Annotated in this window: 15 protein-coding genes; 2 read left to right on the forward strand and 13 right to left on the reverse strand. The window is 49.9% G+C overall.

The window, feature by feature from the left end:
* Positions 1–14 precede the first annotated feature (14 nt).
* The 7 genes from ACFQZE_RS09575 to ACFQZE_RS09605 all read right to left on the reverse strand — a co-directional run bounded on the left by ACFQZE_RS09575 (position 15) and on the right by ACFQZE_RS09605 (position 8,072).
* A complete protein-coding gene (locus tag ACFQZE_RS09575) occupies positions 15–2,195 on the reverse strand; it encodes a RelA/SpoT family protein (RefSeq protein ID WP_379357002.1) in 2,181 nt (726 codons plus the stop codon).
* Positions 2,196–2,405: 210 nt separating this feature from the next.
* Positions 2,406–2,936 (reverse strand): adenine phosphoribosyltransferase, encoded by a 531-nt coding sequence (locus ACFQZE_RS09580; RefSeq protein ID WP_379356175.1) that lies wholly within the window; start codon positions 2,934–2,936, stop codon positions 2,406–2,408.
* Positions 2,937–2,984: 48 nt separating this feature from the next.
* Complete coding sequence (gene recJ, locus ACFQZE_RS09585; RefSeq protein WP_379356177.1) at positions 2,985–5,000, reverse strand: single-stranded-DNA-specific exonuclease RecJ; 2,016 nt, start codon at positions 4,998–5,000, stop codon at positions 2,985–2,987.
* 32 nt (positions 5,001–5,032) lie between these two features.
* Positions 5,033–5,446, reverse strand: coding sequence for a cation transporter dimerization domain-containing protein (locus ACFQZE_RS09590; RefSeq protein ID WP_379356179.1), 414 nt, complete (start codon positions 5,444–5,446; stop codon positions 5,033–5,035).
* 156 nt (positions 5,447–5,602) lie between these two features.
* The gene (gene secF / locus ACFQZE_RS09595; protein WP_379356181.1) at positions 5,603–6,526 is read right to left on the reverse strand and encodes a protein translocase subunit SecF; all 924 of its coding nucleotides are present in this window, start codon (positions 6,524–6,526) and stop codon (positions 5,603–5,605) included.
* The gene (gene secD, locus ACFQZE_RS09600) at positions 6,516–7,754 is read right to left on the reverse strand and encodes a protein translocase subunit SecD (RefSeq protein ID WP_379356183.1); all 1,239 of its coding nucleotides are present in this window, start codon (positions 7,752–7,754) and stop codon (positions 6,516–6,518) included. The genes secF and secD overlap by 11 nt, the downstream gene beginning before the upstream one ends.
* 81 nt (positions 7,755–7,835) lie before the next feature.
* Entirely contained in the window at positions 7,836–8,072 is a 237-nt protein-coding gene (locus ACFQZE_RS09605; protein ID WP_379357004.1) for a post-transcriptional regulator, read from the reverse strand.
* A 184-nt stretch (positions 8,073–8,256) separates the two neighbouring features.
* Here ACFQZE_RS09605 and spoVB point away from each other — a divergent pair, with 184 nt between their 5' ends.
* Entirely contained in the window at positions 8,257–9,819 is a 1,563-nt protein-coding gene (gene spoVB / locus ACFQZE_RS09610; RefSeq protein ID WP_379356185.1) for a stage V sporulation protein B, read from the forward strand.
* On the opposite strand, the gene ACFQZE_RS09615 is transcribed toward spoVB, so the two are convergent.
* On the reverse strand, positions 9,812–10,567 hold the full coding sequence (locus ACFQZE_RS09615) for a YetF domain-containing protein (protein ID WP_379357006.1): 756 nt from the start codon (positions 10,565–10,567) through the stop codon (positions 9,812–9,814). The two genes, spoVB and ACFQZE_RS09615, sit on opposite strands and share 8 nt — an antisense overlap.
* 197 nt (positions 10,568–10,764) lie before the next feature.
* Here ACFQZE_RS09615 and ACFQZE_RS09620 point away from each other — a divergent pair, with 197 nt between their 5' ends.
* Positions 10,765–11,163: a TIGR04086 family membrane protein gene (locus tag ACFQZE_RS09620; protein WP_379356187.1), complete on the forward strand. Its 399-nt coding sequence runs from the start codon at positions 10,765–10,767 to the stop codon at positions 11,161–11,163.
* Between the two features lie 49 nt (positions 11,164–11,212).
* On the opposite strand, the gene yajC is transcribed toward ACFQZE_RS09620, so the two are convergent.
* Genes yajC through ruvB form a run of 5 tightly spaced genes read right to left on the reverse strand, consistent with a single transcriptional unit; the run spans position 11,213 to position 16,935 of the window.
* Complete coding sequence (gene yajC / locus ACFQZE_RS09625) at positions 11,213–11,524, reverse strand: preprotein translocase subunit YajC (protein ID WP_379356189.1); 312 nt, start codon at positions 11,522–11,524, stop codon at positions 11,213–11,215.
* Between the two features lie 14 nt (positions 11,525–11,538).
* The gene (gene tgt, locus ACFQZE_RS09630) at positions 11,539–12,672 is read right to left on the reverse strand and encodes a tRNA guanosine(34) transglycosylase Tgt (RefSeq protein ID WP_379356192.1); all 1,134 of its coding nucleotides are present in this window, start codon (positions 12,670–12,672) and stop codon (positions 11,539–11,541) included.
* 24 nt (positions 12,673–12,696) lie between these two features.
* Complete coding sequence (queA, locus tag ACFQZE_RS09635) at positions 12,697–13,743, reverse strand: tRNA preQ1(34) S-adenosylmethionine ribosyltransferase-isomerase QueA (protein ID WP_379356194.1); 1,047 nt, start codon at positions 13,741–13,743, stop codon at positions 12,697–12,699.
* A gap of 10 nt (positions 13,744–13,753) precedes the next feature.
* Complete coding sequence (locus ACFQZE_RS09640; protein WP_379356196.1) at positions 13,754–15,877, reverse strand: SpoIID/LytB domain-containing protein; 2,124 nt, start codon at positions 15,875–15,877, stop codon at positions 13,754–13,756.
* A 53-nt stretch (positions 15,878–15,930) separates the two neighbouring features.
* Positions 15,931–16,935, reverse strand: coding sequence for a Holliday junction branch migration DNA helicase RuvB (gene ruvB / locus ACFQZE_RS09645; protein ID WP_379356198.1), 1,005 nt, complete (start codon positions 16,933–16,935; stop codon positions 15,931–15,933).
* Between the last annotated feature and the right edge of the window lie 12 nt (positions 16,936–16,947).

Consider the following 16,947-nt stretch of genomic DNA (forward strand, 5'->3'; position numbering starts at 1 on the left):
CGCGACCTACTCCTCTATTGCATAATGCGCTGCACGGAATAAACATCCTGAACGCGTTTAATTTTTTCCACCACGGCGGACAAATGCTCGATGTTTTTAATGAGCACCGTCATATGAATAAGCGCCATTTTATTTTTGACGGAGCGTCCCGTCACAGCGGAAATATTCGTTTTGCTTTCCGATACGGCTTGGAGCACCTCGTTCAACAAACCTCTACGGTCGTTGCCTGTAATTTCGATGTCGACGCTGTAATTCGCCTCCACCGACTCTTCCCACTCCACTTCAATAACGCGTTCCGCTTCTTCATCATCCGTTCCGAACGGGATGTTCAAACAATCCATCCTGTGAACCGACACGCCGCGTCCACGCGTAATATAGCCGACAATGGCGTCTCCCGGAACAGGATTACAGCAGCGTGCGAATCGGACAAGCAAATTGTCAACGCCTTTTACCGTTACGCCATGATTGGGACGGCTTCTTTTGCCGGAGGAGGACTTGATTTCTTTTTTCTCCGCGGTCAGCTCGATTTGATTCGCTTCTTCCAGTTCCCTGCGCATTTTCTCCGTCAGCTTCGTACAAATTTGCGCGGCCGTAATGCCGCCAAATCCAATCGCCGACATCATATCTTCAATATCGTTGAAAGCAAATTTCCCTGCCGCTTCCTGCAGCTTGTCGTCCACCATCCAAGCGGACGGCTCCAGCGCCAAACGCTTCAGCTCGCGTTCAAGCAAGTCCCGGCCCTTTGCGACGTTTTCTTCCCGCTTCTCCTTTTTGAACCATTGGCGGATTTTACTGCGGGCATGAGAGGATTGAGCTATTTTTACCCAGTCCTGGCTCGGGCCATAAGAATGTTTGGAGGTCAATATTTCAACGATATCGCCTGTTTTGAGCTTATGATCCAAAGGAACAATGCGGCCGTTCACCTTCGCTCCGATTGTCCGATTGCCCACCTCGGTATGAATCCGGTAAGCAAAATCAAGCGGAACGGAGCCCGCAGGCAGCTCGATCACTTCGCCGCTCGGCGTAAAAACAAAAACGAGGTCCGCGAAAAAGTCCATTTTGAGCGATTCCATAAACTCGGATGCATCGCGTGCTTCGTTCTGAAGCTCCAAAATTTCTCTGAACCATGACATCTTGTCTTCAAAATTCCCATCGGGAACGACCATGCCTTCTTTGTAGGCCCAATGTGCTGCGATACCATATTCCGACGTACGATGCATTTCCCAAGTTCGAATTTGCACTTCGGTTGGCTCGCCCTTCGGTCCAATAACCGTCGTATGAAGCGACTGATACATATTCGCTTTGGGCATGGCGATATAATCTTTGAAACGGCCGGGCATCGGCTTCCAAAGCGTATGAATGATCCCTAAAGTAGCGTAGCAGTCTTTAATATTGTCGACGATGATCCGAATAGCCAGCAAATCGTATATTTCGTTAAACTGCTTATTGCGGGCCGTCATTTTTTTGTAAATGCTGTAAAGATGTTTAGGTCTGCCGGAAATATCGCCTTCGATCCCCATCTCATCCAGCTTTTCGCGAATGCGGGAGATAACGTCATCGATAAATTGCTCGCGTTCCGCCCGCTTCTTTTTCATCAGATTGGCGATTCGGTAATATTGCTGTGGATTCAAATAACGAAGCGCAATATCCTCCATCTCCCATTTGATCGCCGAAATGCCCAACCGATGAGCGATTGGACAAAAAATTTCGAGCGTTTCGTAAGCGATTCGACGCTGGGATTCCTCTGACTGGTATTTCAACGTGCGCATATTATGAAGACGATCCGCAAGTTTGATCAGGATAACCCGGATATCTTGCGCCATCGCCACAAACATTTTCCGATAATTTTCGTTTTGCTGCTCTTCCTTGGATTGAAACCTGATTTTTTCGAGTTTGGTCAGTCCGTCTACAAGCATCGCGCAGGTTTCGCCAAATTTCGCCCGCACGGTTTCCAAATCAACGGTGGTATCCTCCACGACATCGTGAAGAAGCGCTGCAATTATCGACAGCACATCCATCCCCATATCCACCAATATATCGGCTACCGTCACTGGATGCAGAATATAGGGTTCCCCCGATTTCCGCACTTGTCCATGATGGGCTTGCTCTGCGAAATCATAGGCTTCCTTGATGCGTACAAGATCCTGCTCTTTCATATATACGGATGCCTTCTCAAGTAACTGCTCTATGCCCATGAAACGTCCTTTCCAAGCGTACAAGGTTAACGCCATCGAATTCTCTTTACACATGCGTTGATCGCCGCACTGTCCGAGTTTTCTAATATTATGCCTTTAAGTGCGGTATTACGTCAACTTCCATCCTTAAAAAAGAAGCCGCCTCCGTCATCACGTCCAAAATCGCGACGAATGCGGAAGCGGCTTGCCTGTCCGATAGCCTGCAATGGCTTATTCGTATGTCATGAGGGAGAACACGTCGATGTTTTCCAGCTTTTCCCGACCGCTCAGGTAAGCTAGCTCGATTAGGAACGCCGCGCCTACCACTTCGCCGCCAAGCTGGCGAATCAAATTGATGGAAGTTGCAATGGTTCCGCCCGTAGCGAGCAGGTCGTCCGCGATCAATACTCTTTGGCCTGGAGAAATGGCATCTTTATGCATAGCCAATTGATCTTTGCCGTATTCCAAATCGTAGCTAGCCGTAATCGTTTCGCCCGGCAGCTTGCCGCTTTTGCGGATTGGCGCAAAACCTACGCCTAACGCTAACGCAAGCGGAGCGCCTACAACAAAACCGCGCGCTTCCGGTCCCGCAATAACGTCAATTTTCAAATGCTCGACAGCAACACGCATATCTTCAATGACGGAACGATAAACGGCGCCGTCCTTAAGCAGCGTTGTAATATCCTTAAATCGGATGCCCGGTTGCGGGAAATCCGGAATAACGCGAATGTAATCTTTGTAGTTGTATAATGCCTTGGACACGAATGGTCAACCCTTTCTTCTACACCCTTAATAATATCATGTTGTTGCCTACGCCGGCGCAGTGGATTGGTTGTTGCGCTCCATAGCTGCGCGATAGCGTTCCGACGAAGCCAGCTCTCTCTTCTCAGGAGAAGCGGACGCAATGAGATAACCGTCCTGAAACCTGATAAAACGAAGCTCCTCGAATACGTCAAGCATAAGCTTAACCGCTTCCACAGTCAAGCCGCATGTTTCCGCTAGTTTTGGGGCCAGCCCGCGCAGCGGCAACCGACCTTCCCTCCGCACCATTTGGTAAACTTGCCCAAACTGTTCCCTGCTCGGAAATGACTCCAGAACCGGTTCTTCTTGATGCAAATCATGCACCTGCAGCTGAGGCTTCCTTTGGCCGTTCCACTCATTTATGGAAAGCTCTCCAATGACATCGATCAAACTTCCTTCGGAAAGTAAAGATGCAAGTTCTCCTCTACCGAATCCTATCGCATCCAGAAGCTTTCTGCCTCTGCCAAACATAAGTTTCAAATGTTTGGATTCTTTGCCGATCGCCCGGCGCTCCGCCAGCTCAAGTTTTTGAAACAGCAGCCTTGGAGACGGATTTGCAATGCCAAACGGTTCGAGCAATGCAAGCTGCGAAATGGTTGAAAGCGTAGCGTCCTCCAATGTGCAATCGATATCCACAAGCGTTTTCGGAATCCAATCCTCCTCGCTAAGCCAAGCTTGGGCAAGCGAGGACATCTTCTCCTCCAGCTGTTCAAGATGATCCCGATGCAAGCTCATCCCGGCCGCAGCCTGATGTCCTCCAAAATGATCGAACAAATCCGCGCATAGCGACAAGGAAGCATATAGATCGAAGCCGTCGATTGAACGGGCCGAACCTTTGCACTTGCCGGTTTCTGCATCGATTCCTAAAATGATAACCGGCTTGTAATGCCGCTCCAGCAGCTTGGAGGCTACAATGCCGATAACGCCTACATTCCAGCCTTCGCCCGCCAGCACGATAACCGAAGGAGGCTGAACGCCATTCCCTTCAGCCGCCGCTTTTTTCGCTTGCCAGAGCGCCTCCGCTTCCTTCACGATCGACTCGACGATTCTCTGGCGTTCCTTGTTCAGCGTATCAAGCCCAACCGCTCCCAAGATCGCTTCGTCATAATCGACGGCAGTCAATACTTCAACCGCTCGCTTCGCATGGTCGAGCCGGCCCGCAGCGTTAATGCGCGGTGCCATACCGAAAGCGACTCCCGTGGAAGTCATGGAGTCCAGCTCCAGTCCCGCCGCTTCGGCAAGCGCACGGAAGCCCGTAGAGGGCTCATTCTTCATTTTTTTCAGTCCGTATTGAACAAAAATCCGATTTTCGTCGACCAAAGGCATAAGATCGGCTATCGTTCCTAAGCTGACAATATCCGCCCACTCCAGTGGCGGCCTCTCCATCAGCGCTGTCGCGAGTTTAAAAGCGACGCCTACCCCAGCCAAACCTTTGAAAGGATACAAGCAGTCCCGCTGCTTCGGATTTACGATTGCACATGCGTCCGGCAGCTGCTCGGGAGGCTCGTGATGATCCGTTACGACGATATCAATACCGACTGACTTCGCAAATTCGACCTCTTCATAGGCACTGATGCCCGTATCAACCGTCACAATTAATGTGACTCCCTGCTCCGCTGCAGCCGCAATGGCGGCCCTGTTTAAGCCGTAGCCTTCCAAAGATCGGTGCGGGATATAATAGTCGAATTGCAAATGAAGATGCCTGAAAACATGAATGAGCAGCGAGGTACTGGATACCCCGTCTGCATCATAGTCTCCGTATATTCTTATTTTCTCGCCGCTTTGGCCCGCTTGCCGAATCCGCTCCACAGCTTGTTCCATGCCGCGCATCAAATAAGGATCATGCAATTGCCCTGCATCGCCATACAAGAAGATGCGTGCTCTTTCCTCATTGCGGTAGCCTCTTTGCACAAGCAGCCTGGCAACAAGAGGAGGAAGCGCCAGCTTTTCGCTCAGAAGGCCAGCCGCTTCCTCATCGGTTTCTTCCCAATTCGCCAAAGTCCAGCGGGTTTTTCTATCAATCATCAGGTATTCTCTCCTTCCTGCCGCCCTTCATTCTACTGCAGCAGTGTGGGCATTTGCTCCTGATTAGGGTCGTGGTTGGATTTGTACGGGTATCCCGGATCGTACGGCTCCACATAGATGGACACTTCCGAAAGATGCAAAAAACGATGCATAAGCAGCATCTTTACCCGTTTTGCAATTTCCTGTCCCTCCAGCACTGTGATACGCGGATTTACGCTGATGACCATTTCGGCCACCACGTAATGCCCTTGCTCTCTGGCGCGAAGCGACTGGACGGTCACTACGCCTTCAATGCGCTGGACGACCTGCATCAGTTCGTCGGTACCTTCCTCGCGCCCTTCGCCGCGATCCTTTCGAACTCTCCGAAACAGAACGTTCATCACGTTTTCCCATAAGCGTCCGCCCCTCGAAGGATACCTTTTTCCGTCTCGCTGTCTGGTTGACATTTGAACCTCCTAAAGGTTTTACAATACCGATCCGAACGGATTGGTATTGTAAAACCACTTCGTAAGCATAGGCTTAGGTTTTACTTTGCAAATACGATCAGATTTGTATTGTAAAACCACTTCGTAAGCATAGGACTTAGGTTTTGCTTTTCAAATTTATTGAACCGCTTTCGATTGCGCAGCTTTCGGCTTTTGCTTCTGGTTGCGTTTAAGCAGGAACCAAAGCGGGCTCGCGATAAAGATGGATGAATAGCCGCCGCTTACAAGACCGACTAGAAGCGCAAGCGAAAACATTTTGATAGACGGGCTGCCAAGCAAGAAAATACACAACGTTACAATGACGACCGTCAGGACGGTGTACAAGTTACGCGCCATCGTTTGCCAAATACTCGCATTAACGAGCTCGGCAAGCTGATCTTCATTTTTCACTTGGGAAAATCTCAAGTTTTCACGAATTCGGTCAAATACGACGATCTTGTCGTTGATAGAATAACCGAGCGTTGTAAGAACTGCCGCAATAAACGGCAAATCAACCTCAAACCGGAAAATCGAAAATACGGCGACAACAACAAAGCTGTCATACAAAATAGAAATATTCGAAGCGAGTGCAAAACGCCACTCAAAACGAATCATCACATACACCATAATGCCAAGGCTGGCAATTAAGATAGCCCAAATCGTTTTGATCCCTAGCTCTTGAGCAAGCTCTGGAGAAACGACGTTGACCTCTGTGGAAACCTCATCACCGTATTTGGCTTTGAAAGCAGCCTGTACTTTCGCAGATTGCGTCTGATCCAAAACATCGTTAAAGCGGATGGAAACCCGGTCGTTATTTTGCCCGCCGATTGTCGGTTTCACATCTTCAAAGCCCGCACCCTTCAATATATCAGCGGCTTCCTGTTGAGTGATTACTTTGCCTACAGCAATGTCCATGTTGGAGCCCGCTTTGAAATCGACCCCAAAATTCAATTGGAACAGCAGCAACGAAACGATGCCCGCTATCGTAAGAATGATCGAAAACAAAAAGTATTTATTCCGGTTGCGTACAAAATCGTAACGAATTTTCGTATTATAGTTCACGAATTTCACTCTCCTTCACGCCGTAATAGCTTGGTTTCATAAACCGGTTGCTCTTCACGATCAGATCGAGCAGAAGGCGTGCGAAATAAATGTTCGTCACGATACTAACGAGAATACTGAAAATCATCGTCAGCGCAAACCCTTTAATCGCTCCGTCGCCAATAAAATAAAGCACGACGCTTGAAATGATACCTGTCATATTGGCATCCATAATGGTACGGAACGAGTTTTTGGAGCCGGCTTTCAAAGAGGACAACATGCTCTTGCCGCTCCGAATTTCCTCTTTAATTCTCTCCGCTGTAATAATGTTGGCATCCACCGCCATACCTACGCCTAGAACAAAAGCCGCAATACCCGGCAGCGTAAGCGTAGCGCCAGTCAAATCTTGAACAACGATAAGCAGCCAAGCATACGTAATAATGGTAATCGCAGCTACAAAGCCCGGTACGCGGAAAATAATAACCATAAGAATAAGAACGATTACCGAGCCCAAAATGCCTGCGGTAACGGTATCCTTCATCGCTTCCATTCCCAGCTTGGCTCCGATGCTTTGCGTATATTTAGCTTCCAGTTTCAAAGGAAGCGAGCCCATATTGATTAAATCGCGAAGCTCTTTTGCTTCTTCTGTAGAAGCGTTCCCCATCTCAATGACGGCACTTTTGCTAGCAATCGGGGTATTGACGCCAGGGCGGGAAATTTCTTCCTCATCCAAATAAATCGCCAAGTATTGACCAACCAATTTGGTCGTCACATCTTCAAACTTTTTAGCGTCCTTCAACTCAATCGTAACGATAGGACGGTTCAATTCGTCGAATGTGAGACCTGCTGCGTTTTCTACAAAATCTTTGCCATCCAACATAACGGTGCCGTCCGGAGCCCGGAAAGTCAAGTTAATAGGCTTCGAAAGCAGTTGTAGAACCTCATCGTCTTCGCTGTCGATACCCGGAAGCTTAACGCGAATGCGGTCTGCCCCTTCAGTCGTAATTTCTGGCTCTACCAAGCCGGAAGCGTCAATCCTCTTCTGCAAACTTTGTGCCGTTTGCTTCAAGCTTTCTTTCGTTACAGCCGTGCCGCCTTCAAATGGAACGGCCTCGTAAAGCACCTCGTAGCCGCCTTTCAAATCCAGGCCAAGCTTAATACCTTTAACAAACATTGGGCTTGTCCCGGCAATAACGGCGAACGTGACGAGCACGACCGCAAGGAAGGCAACTATTCTCTTCCCGAACATACTTTAGAATCCCCCTTATGATCTCAATATTCCCATTATACAGATGTGGCAAAAACGAGTCAAAAAGAAAGAACCCCATTTCTAAAATGGGGTTCCCTTAAATGCGCTCATCGTCATATAGTTCATAAACTGCGTAACCTTGAGAGACAAAATATCGTTCACCAAACGATGCAGCTCCGGCTGTCCGGTTTTGACATATTTAGCGTTCACGCATTCCCAAATGTCCTTCCAAGAAACGTGCTCGTAGCCGAGCAGCTGAAACTCCTCCGCTTTGCTATGGCACAACTGTTCGATTTCCCAGCTTAGCTCGTGCTCCATTATGCCCACCTCTACCTTTGCCGCTTTCCTTATGTATTCGATTCCTTCCTCCAATCTCCTGCCTCCGCTCAAAAAATGAATGACATGTCAGAGGACATGCCGCGCATAAAGTAATACTACCGGCATGTCCGGGTCAACTCGCAATTGTTTAAGAACGACCTTGAAGGAGAAGAGGTATAGAGCTATGACGAAGCAAACGTTTATTAAAGGAGCTATGATTCTTCTCGCGGCCGGTATCGTGAACCGGCTTCTCGGTTTTGTGCCGCGAATTGCCCTGCCTCGTATTATCGGGGCGGAAGGCGTTGGATTGTACCAGCTTGCTTATCCCTTTCTTATTGTATTGCTTACCCTAATTACAGGCGGCATTCCGCTTGCCATCGCCAAATGGATCGCCGAAGCGGATTCGCAAGGAGACGCCCGTAGAATTAGACAAATTTTCAATGCAGCGATGGCTTTTGTGATCGTACTGGCTTCCGTACTGACGATCGCCATGCTTCTGTTCGCCCCGTTCATTATCCGCCATATTTTGCCGGACGAGAGGGTTTACCGCGCTTTTTTAATGATGAGCCCCATTCTTTTGATTGTAGGCATTTCTTCGGTATTTAGAGGCTATTTTCAAGGAAAACAAAATATGATCCCGAGCGCTGTTTCTCAAACGGTAGAAACCGTGATCCGAATTGTCGCCTCCCTTGTGCTCGCCTATCTGTTTCTTCCGCAAGGTTTGGAGTGGGCAGCAGCCGGCGCCATGCTTGGCGTTGTGGCGGGCGAAGTAGGCGGACTGCTCGTTATGTTATGGAAATATGCCCGCGACAAAGCCCGTCTTGAAGGACTTCAGTCCTCTCCGGATGGGAACGAGCCGGGTGAAGCTTCGACTCCCGTTTTAAGAAGACTGCTCGGCTTATCCATTCCCGTAACCGGAAGCAAGCTTGTAGGTTCCATCTCGTATTTGCTGGAATCGATCTTCACGGCTCGAAGTCTGGCGTCCGCAGGCATTGTGACGGGAATTGCAACCGCCCAATACGGCGCTTTGCAAGGCATGATTATCCCGCTCCTGCTGCTGCCGACCGCGCTCACTTATTCGCTCGCGGTGTCCCTTGTACCCTCCCTCTCCGAAGCCGCCGCACGCGGCGACAAAGCATTGATCCATAAGCGGCTGCATCAGTCGATGCGCATCGCTTTGGTGTCGGGCGCTCCGTTTGCGGTCGTGATGACCCTCTTCGCAGAACCGCTGTGCCGGCTCATTTACGACCATGCGGATATTGCCCCTATGCTGCAATTAATGGCTCCAATCGGCATCTTCATTTATTTGCAGGCACCGCTTCAAGCCGCGCTGCAGGCGCTCGACAAGCCCGGAGCCGCCTTAATGAATACGTTTGTCGGGGCCGCCGTCAAGCTCGTCCTAATCATTCAACTCGCATCCAAGCCGGAACTTGGCATTTATGGCGCGCTCATCGCCATTAATGTCAACATTGTGCTGGTGACCATATTGCACGGCATCAGCGTGCTCCGCTACATTGGATTCAGCATGAAGCTGTTTGATTTCGTAAAAGTAGGGGCCGCGATGATTATGATGGGCGCAGCCGCGCGCCTAACGATGAACCATTCTCCGCTATCGGCGGAATGGCTCAGCTTGCTTGCCGCTTGCGCAGCCAGCGTTGTTGTTTACCTCATCTTAATGGTTTGGATGCGCATCATCGACCGTTACGACATGGCCCGAATCCCATGGCTCGGCGCTTGGTTTAAGTAAACCGCTTCTGATTAACATCAACAAACAGCTTGCCTTTATGATCGATTGTACATAAAAAAACTTCCTTAAAATCGTTGACCTTCTGCTCTTGCAGCACATTTTTAAGCCAAAATCTCGTTTTTTCGATTTTTTCCAAATTATTGTCCTGCACTCTGCCGTCCATAATTAAAGGAATTGGCAAAATCTCATAACGGAAGCCTTGCGGGATCAGCTTTTCCCTTCCTTTTGGCGCAGGAGTATGACTGGATACTTCAACGTTGACATCGGGCGAAGTACGTTCGTTTCCTGGTTCCGTCTCTTCCGCCCCGTCCTTTGGGATAACGGAGAGCTTTCCGCTCGTCTCCAAAATGGCAAACTCCACGTCGGCTACGGACGTAATTTTATTTTCGCGCAGCTGCAGCATTAAATCGTCCAAATTGTACCGCTGCTTGCGCATTTCATCTCGGTTGATTTTCCCTTTTGCAATAATGACGCTTGGTTTGCCGTCAAACAGCAGACGAATCGTCCGGTTGTTCATGGAGAGAAAAGCGGTGCTAATTTGAATGAGAAGCAAAGTAACCATTGGCACAATGCCATCCCACATCGACCGATCGACGTCTTCAATGACGATAACCGCAATTTCCGCTACCATGACCGAAATGACGAGATCCAGAACGGATAATTTGCCGATTTCCCGCTTCCCCATAAACCTCATGATCAAAAATACGACAAAGTAAATAATTACCGTCCGGATCAACAAGCTCCACATTTCCAATGGTAAGCGCCTCCTTGAAAGTAGCATGTTGGCCCCTAAACCAGCGCCAAGCTCGTAAGGCTATTCTCACCTTGCCACATACACATCATACGAGCGGAAAACCGCGAATATATGGGAAATGGTTTGTGTACTATTTCGGCGAGCTTGGCCATATGGATAAGTAATATGTAATAAACGATAGGAGGAATAGCATGAGTTCCGTTAAACCTAAGCCTTCCCCCAAATCGCCCCTAATTGGGGCCCCTCTGCTTGCGGGTGTCGTCTTTTCTTTAATATGGCTCGCCATTGGAGCGCTTACTTTGTCGCTTTTGCTTCATTTTACGGACATGAAAGAAAGCAACCTCGCATCTTCGGCCTTGTTCATTCACAGCTTATCCGCACTGGCAGGCGGCTTTACTTCCGGAAAAAGATCGGAGAAAAAAGGCTGGTACAACGGCGGACTGCTCGGCCTCATTTACGGAATTATTATTATCATCGTCAGCTTTTTGGCTGCGAACGCCTCCATTTCTTGGAACAGCGTTCTCATTCTTGGAGCGGCTTTGCTCGCTGGCGCATTCGGCGGTATGATCGGAGTCAACTTGAGAAAATAAGAAAAGACCGACAGAAATTTCTGTCGGTCTTCTTCATTGAATGTCCCTATTACTCCGAAGCGGAAGGTGCGGAACTTACGATAGTGTTGACCGCGCTGCGCTCAAACGTCATCTTCGTTGTATCGTTAACACGAATAACAACTGTATCGTCCGTCAATTCGGCAACTGTGCCGTGAAGGCCACCGATCGTCGTAACTTTGTCGCCCTTTTTAATTTGATTCAGCATGGATGTACGCTGCTTTTGTTTTTTCTGCTGCGGGCGGATAAGCAAGAAATAAAAGACTGCAAACATAAGTATAAACGGCCAGATCATGCCCCAAATGTTGCCCGATCCCGCTGCTTGGCTAGCTAGATATGTCATAGATTTCACCCCTTTCAAAATCCTTTATCGTTATTATGCAAGCCGTACGATTCGAAGAAGGAATCCCGGAAATCTAGCAGTCGGTCTTCCATAATCGCCTGACGAACGTCCCGCATAAGCTGAAGCAGAAAATGCAAGTTATGGTACGTCGTTAACCGAATGCCGAATGTTTCATCCGCTTTAAGCAGGTGGCGAATATAAGCCCTTGAATAATTCTGGCAAGTATAGCAGGAGCAGTTCGGATCGAGCGGTCCAAAATCCTCAGCAAATTTGGCGTTGCGAATGACAAGTCTGCCTCCGCTCGTCATGGTTGTCCCATTTCTGGCGATGCGGGTCGGCAATACGCAATCAAACATATCTACGCCGCGAATAGCGCCTTCCACAAGTGCATCCGGCGAACCGACACCCATCAAATAGCGCGGTTTGTTAGCCGGCAGCTCTGGAACTGTATAGTCCAGAACCTCATACATTAAATGTTTGGGCTCGCCTACGCTCAGTCCACCAATAGCATACCCCGGGAAATCCATGGAAGTCAAATCTTTCGCGCTCTGGATGCGCAAATCTTTGTGCATGCCGCCTTGGACGATCGCAAACAAAGCTTGATCATGCGGACGGGCATGCGCTTTAAGGCAGCGTTCCGCCCAACGGGACGTTCTCTCCGTCGATTGTTTAATGTACTCATACTCAGCCGGGTATGGCGGACATTCGTCAAAGGCCATCATAATATCCGGGCCAAGCGCATTTTGAATGTCCATCGCCACTTCCGGCGACAGAAACAGCTTGTCTCCGTTCAAATGGGAACGGAAATGGACGCCCTCTTCCGTAATTTTTCTCATTTCGCTTAAGCTGAACACTTGAAAACCGCCGCTGTCCGTCAAAATCGGGCGGTCCCAGTTCATAAATTTATGCAATCCGCCAGCACGCTTTACAATGTCGTGTCCAGGACGCAGAAATAGATGGTACGTATTGCTCAAAATAATTTGAGCGTTCATCGCCTTTAGCTCTTCCGGACTCATCGTTTTAACTGTAGCCTGAGTACCGACCGGCATAAACGTTGGAGTTTCGATGATGCCGTGTGGAGTATGGACTCTTCCAAGCCGCGCCCCGGATTGTTTGCATTGTTTGATTAATTCGTATTTTACAGCCACGTCTTCACGCTTCCATTCTTAAAGTTAGTAGATAAACATTGCGTCGCCAAAGCTGAAAAAACGGTATTTCCGTTCAACCGCTTCGCCGTAGGCTTTCATTACTGCGTCGCGTCCGGCAAGCGCGCTTACCAGCATGACGAGCGTTGATTTGGGCAAGTGGAAATTGGTGAGCAGCGCGTTAACAAGCTTGAACTTGTAACCAGGAAAAATAAAGATGGAAGTCCAGCCGCTGCATGCTTCAAGCTCCCCCTCTTCAAATCTGGCAGCCACCGTCTCCAGCGTACGGGCCGAAGTCGTGCCAACCGCAACGATTCGACGTCCGCTGCGTTTCGCTTCATTAAGCAAAGCTGCCGTTTCTTCATTCAACTCGTAATACTCCGCATGCATCTCATGCTCTTCAACCGTTTCCGACGACATCGGGCGGAACGTCCCAAGCCCCACATGCAGCGTCACGTACGCAAGCTGCACTCCTTTTCGTTCCAGATCCTGCAGAAACGGTTCCGTAAAATGAAGTCCTGCCGTAGGAGCCGCCGCCGATCCTTCATGGCGCGAGTACACCGTCTGATAACGCTCACGCTCATCCAGCCGCTCTTTAATATAAGGCGGCAACGGCATCTCGCCCAGCTTGTCCAGCAGCTCTTGAAAAATGCCGTTATACCGAAAACGAATAACGCGCGAGCCCATTTCGCCTTCGGACAAAACATCCGCTTCCAAAAGCGGGTTTCCGCTGCCGTCGTCCCCAAACCGGATAACGGTGCCTACTTTCAGCCGCTTGGCCGGCTTGGCCAGCGCCTCCCACTCATCATTTCCAAATTGCTTCAGCAGAAGCAGCTCCGCTTTGGCCCCAGTATCGCTTTTGGCGCCTACCAGTCTCGCTGGAATAACTCTTGTATTGTTCAATACAAGAACGTCTCCCTCTTGAAGCTGATCCGCTAAATCTGTAAACATGCCGTGCGCGGTGTCGCCCGTCCCTTTGTCCAGCATAAGCAGTCTGGAGGCCGTCCGCTCTTGTAACGGCGTTTGTGCAATTAACTCTTCCGGTAAATGAAAGTCAAACCAATCTACATTCATCTCTTATTTATCATTCCTTAGCAACGGTTATACCCTTGTAGTAGTATTTCAAAATATATTCATAGTCATACCCTTGCTTCGCCAGAGTCAACGCCCCGTATTGGGACAATCCGACGCCGTGGCCGAAGCCTGTTCCTCTGAATTCGAACGATGCATCTTTGGTTGCGGCTCGAATATCGCCCTCTCCATTGAGCACATACAGATAGGGGTCTTCCAAAGCGGCTGACTTGCCGCCCGCTCCCATGACATAGACCTTTTGCGAATTGTCCGTCCTTGTCGTTCCCTCTCCGCCTGCGCCTTGAATAGCCACCTTTGCCGTTTCGTCCACTGTAAACAGAGTGCTTGGCAAGGAACCGCCGACACCGAGAGCGCCCCTTATGGAGTCTGGAGAAGACAGCTTTACTTTCATGCCGTTGACCGATAATTCCGTCGCTCTTCCAGACGGCCCCCGGCTGCTGACCTCCAAAGAGAGAAGCGGCGCCGTTAATTTCGGATTGGTCCGCGCATTAATTGTGGTCAACAGCTCCGCTCCGGTAAAAGGTCCTCGTATCCAGCTCATTGGATTGGATTCCACCACCGTTTCAAGCACGATGACCTGTTCTCCTTTGCCTAGCTTGGCGACAACCGGCACTGAATCTTGAATAACGGGATGTTTCCTGATGTTGGTCCCATCCGTCGTCAGTTCCATAATACGGCTTCCGGCTGCGGTTTTGCGGCCTGTATCCTTCACTAAGTCCTCGCGGATATACCCGATAAGGCCGCTAGGCAATACGATGCGATGCCAACTGTACGCGCCCTCTTCCGCCGATTCGTCGGGACTCGGCACTGCTTGCAGGTATGGAATGGCATTGTTCCACGCCTCTTTCGCATCGGCCGTCATTCCTCCGCCATTCGAAGAAAAGACGGCTTCAATGACTTTGCCATTATAAAGCGCTACCTGTCCTTTGGTCGCCTCCACCGCTTCCGTGGAAGCCGGGCGCTCCGATCCTGCGCCATAGTAGGCCTGGCTAAGCGTCGTGTCGACAACATGTGCAATTTGAAAGCCGAAGCCTTTATTCAGCGCATAAGAACGTGCAGCAACGGCTTGTGCCTTGAGCGCTTCGATTGGCCAAGACGGGTACATCTCCACCGCTACAACGGAATACAAATATTGCTCAAAAGGAAGCTCGTTAATGACCGCCAGTCTTCCGTTAAACGAGCTGATTTCGAATTGGCCCCGGTACGTTCGTTTGCTTCGTTCCGTAAGACCAATCGGCTTATCACCAGCCGGAGAAAGCCATGCTTTGACTCCTGCCGGAACAACAAACAGCTCATGGCTTTCGCCTGCTTTGCCGCTAACGGAATGGTCATTGCGCATGAGCATATGCTCAGAACCCGCTTCGATTGCTTTGAGAGCGGCTCCTCCCGGCGCTTTAGTAGCTGCTGCTTGAAGAACTTTAAGCTCCTCTTGCGTTGAAGCGCCTCCTACCATCACGCTATAAACGGCATCGCCTTTTGCCGAAGCTCTAACCGCTACGTAGGCATCAAACCCGGCCCCGCCAAATGCGTCGGCCGCAGCTTGGGCAGCCCCTTTGCCTTCAAGAGCGGCTGTTTCGAGCCGCATTGGACCTTGCATCTCCGGCTTAAATCCGTTTAGTAGGGAGATGAGCTTAGCGTCAGCATTCCAGCGTGCAAGCGCCGCTTTGGATTCCTCCGCCGTTTTGTACATCCCTTCCAGCACTTGATAAGTAAGAGCCCCGTTTTTGGATAACGAAGTTAAATAGACGTTGCCTTTTGCAGTTTTAACGTACTGATAAACCGCTAGAGCGGATGCAAAGTTTTTGGATTCCGCCAGTTTAACTTTATAGTCGTCAACCGCAAAGCGAACTTGCTTGCCTGCCGGAACGCTCATCATCGGGCGGATGCCCCCGGGGCTTCTTACTCCAAGGTCCATACCGCCTGCCGATTGAAAGGTGGCAGCAGATGTTGTCGAATCGTATTTCCCAGGCAATTGAAGGAAAAGCGCAACTCTAATCGTATCCAAAGAAGGGACGGCAGCTTGCGCCTGATGCGCGGTCCACGTCGAAAAAAGCAGTAAAAAGGCAATGACTGTAATGGCAACCTTTTTGACTGTAGTCAGGCTTTTGTAGGTCATGATGGTTCTCTCCTCTCACGCTTGCTGAACATTTTCTCGTCAAAGGTTAAGTGTTAAGGGCGCTTGGGTAACGGAAGTCCCAAATGATTGTACGCGCTGTCCGTTGCGATCCGTCCTCTTGGCGTTCTTTGCAGAAAACCGATCTGCATCAAATAAGGCTCGTAAACGTCTTCTATCGTCTGGCTTTCTTCGCCAATCGTAGCCGCTATCGTGTCTAATCCCACCGGCCTACCGGAGAAGGTTGTCATCATGGCATACAGCATTTTGTGATCGATATGGTCCAGCCCCATCGGGTCGACCTGCAAAAGCTCCAGCGCGGATCTGGCTATTTCATGCGTAATGACGCCGTCTCCCCTTACTTGTGCAAAATCCCTTACCCGTTTTAGCAGCCGGTTTGCGATTCGCGGCGTCCCTCTTGACCTCATCGCGATTTCGCCAGCGGCCTCGCCAACGATGGTTACGTCCAATATTTCCGACGCTCTGGAGACGATATAAGACAACTCGTCAACCGTATAAAATTCCAGCCTGCTGACTACGCCGAACCGATCGCGCAGCGGAGCCGACAGCAGTCCTGCTCTCGTTGTGGCGCCAATAAGCGTAAACGGCGGGAGATCGAGCCTTACCGAGCGTGCGCTCGGCCCCTTGCCAATCATTATATCGAGAGCGAAGTCTTCCATTGCGGGATAGAGTACTTCCTCCACCGTACGGTGCAGCCGATGAATTTCGTCGATAAAAAGGACGTCGCCTTCTTGCAGATTGGTGAGCAAAGCAGCCAGATCGCCAGGTCTTTCAATAGCCGGTCCCGAAGTCGTTCGCAGATTGACGCCTAGTTCGTTGGCGATTATGTTGGATAGCGTCGTTTTTCCAAGTCCCGGAGGGCCGTAAAGAAGGACATGATCCAGCGCTTCCTTCCGCATTTTCGCAGCTTCAATATAAATCGTCAAATTTTCTTTCACTTTCGTTTGTCCAATATATTCTGCCAAATAGCGAGGCCGCAAGCTTAGCTCGACGGCATGCTCGTCCATCATCAGGCTTGCGGAAACGATCCGGTCATCCATATTCGTTCCCCT

This window comes from Paenibacillus sp. GCM10027627 (genome assembly GCF_042675505.1).
Classification (GTDB): domain Bacteria; phylum Bacillota; class Bacilli; order Paenibacillales; family Paenibacillaceae; genus Pristimantibacillus.

What these genes read in the sequence shown, in the direction of transcription:
- ACFQZE_RS09575 (WP_379357002.1), bottom strand. Translation starts at nt 2,195, where the DNA reads ATGGGCATAGAGCAGTTACTTGAGAAGGCATCCGTATATATGAAAGAG.
- recJ (WP_379356177.1), bottom strand. Translation starts at nt 5,000, where the DNA reads ATGATTGATAGAAAAACCCGCTGGACTTTGGCGAATTGGGAAGAAACC.
- ACFQZE_RS09590 (WP_379356179.1), bottom strand. Translation starts at nt 5,446, where the DNA reads ATGTCAACCAGACAGCGAGACGGAAAAAGGTATCCTTCGAGGGGCGGA.
- secD (WP_379356183.1), bottom strand. Translation starts at nt 7,754, where the DNA reads ATGTTCGGGAAGAGAATAGTTGCCTTCCTTGCGGTCGTGCTCGTCACG.
- ACFQZE_RS09605 (WP_379357004.1), bottom strand. Translation starts at nt 8,072, where the DNA reads ATGGAGCACGAGCTAAGCTGGGAAATCGAACAGTTGTGCCATAGCAAA.
- spoVB (WP_379356185.1), top strand. Translation starts at nt 8,257, where the DNA reads ATGACGAAGCAAACGTTTATTAAAGGAGCTATGATTCTTCTCGCGGCC.
- ACFQZE_RS09615 (WP_379357006.1), bottom strand. Translation starts at nt 10,567, where the DNA reads ATGTGGAGCTTGTTGATCCGGACGGTAATTATTTACTTTGTCGTATTT.
- ACFQZE_RS09620 (WP_379356187.1), top strand. Translation starts at nt 10,765, where the DNA reads ATGAGTTCCGTTAAACCTAAGCCTTCCCCCAAATCGCCCCTAATTGGG.
- yajC (WP_379356189.1), bottom strand. Translation starts at nt 11,524, where the DNA reads ATGACATATCTAGCTAGCCAAGCAGCGGGATCGGGCAACATTTGGGGC.
- queA (WP_379356194.1), bottom strand. Translation starts at nt 13,743, where the DNA reads ATGAATGTAGATTGGTTTGACTTTCATTTACCGGAAGAGTTAATTGCA.
- ACFQZE_RS09640 (WP_379356196.1), bottom strand. Translation starts at nt 15,877, where the DNA reads ATGACCTACAAAAGCCTGACTACAGTCAAAAAGGTTGCCATTACAGTC.
- ruvB (WP_379356198.1), bottom strand. Translation starts at nt 16,935, where the DNA reads ATGGATGACCGGATCGTTTCCGCAAGCCTGATGATGGACGAGCATGCC.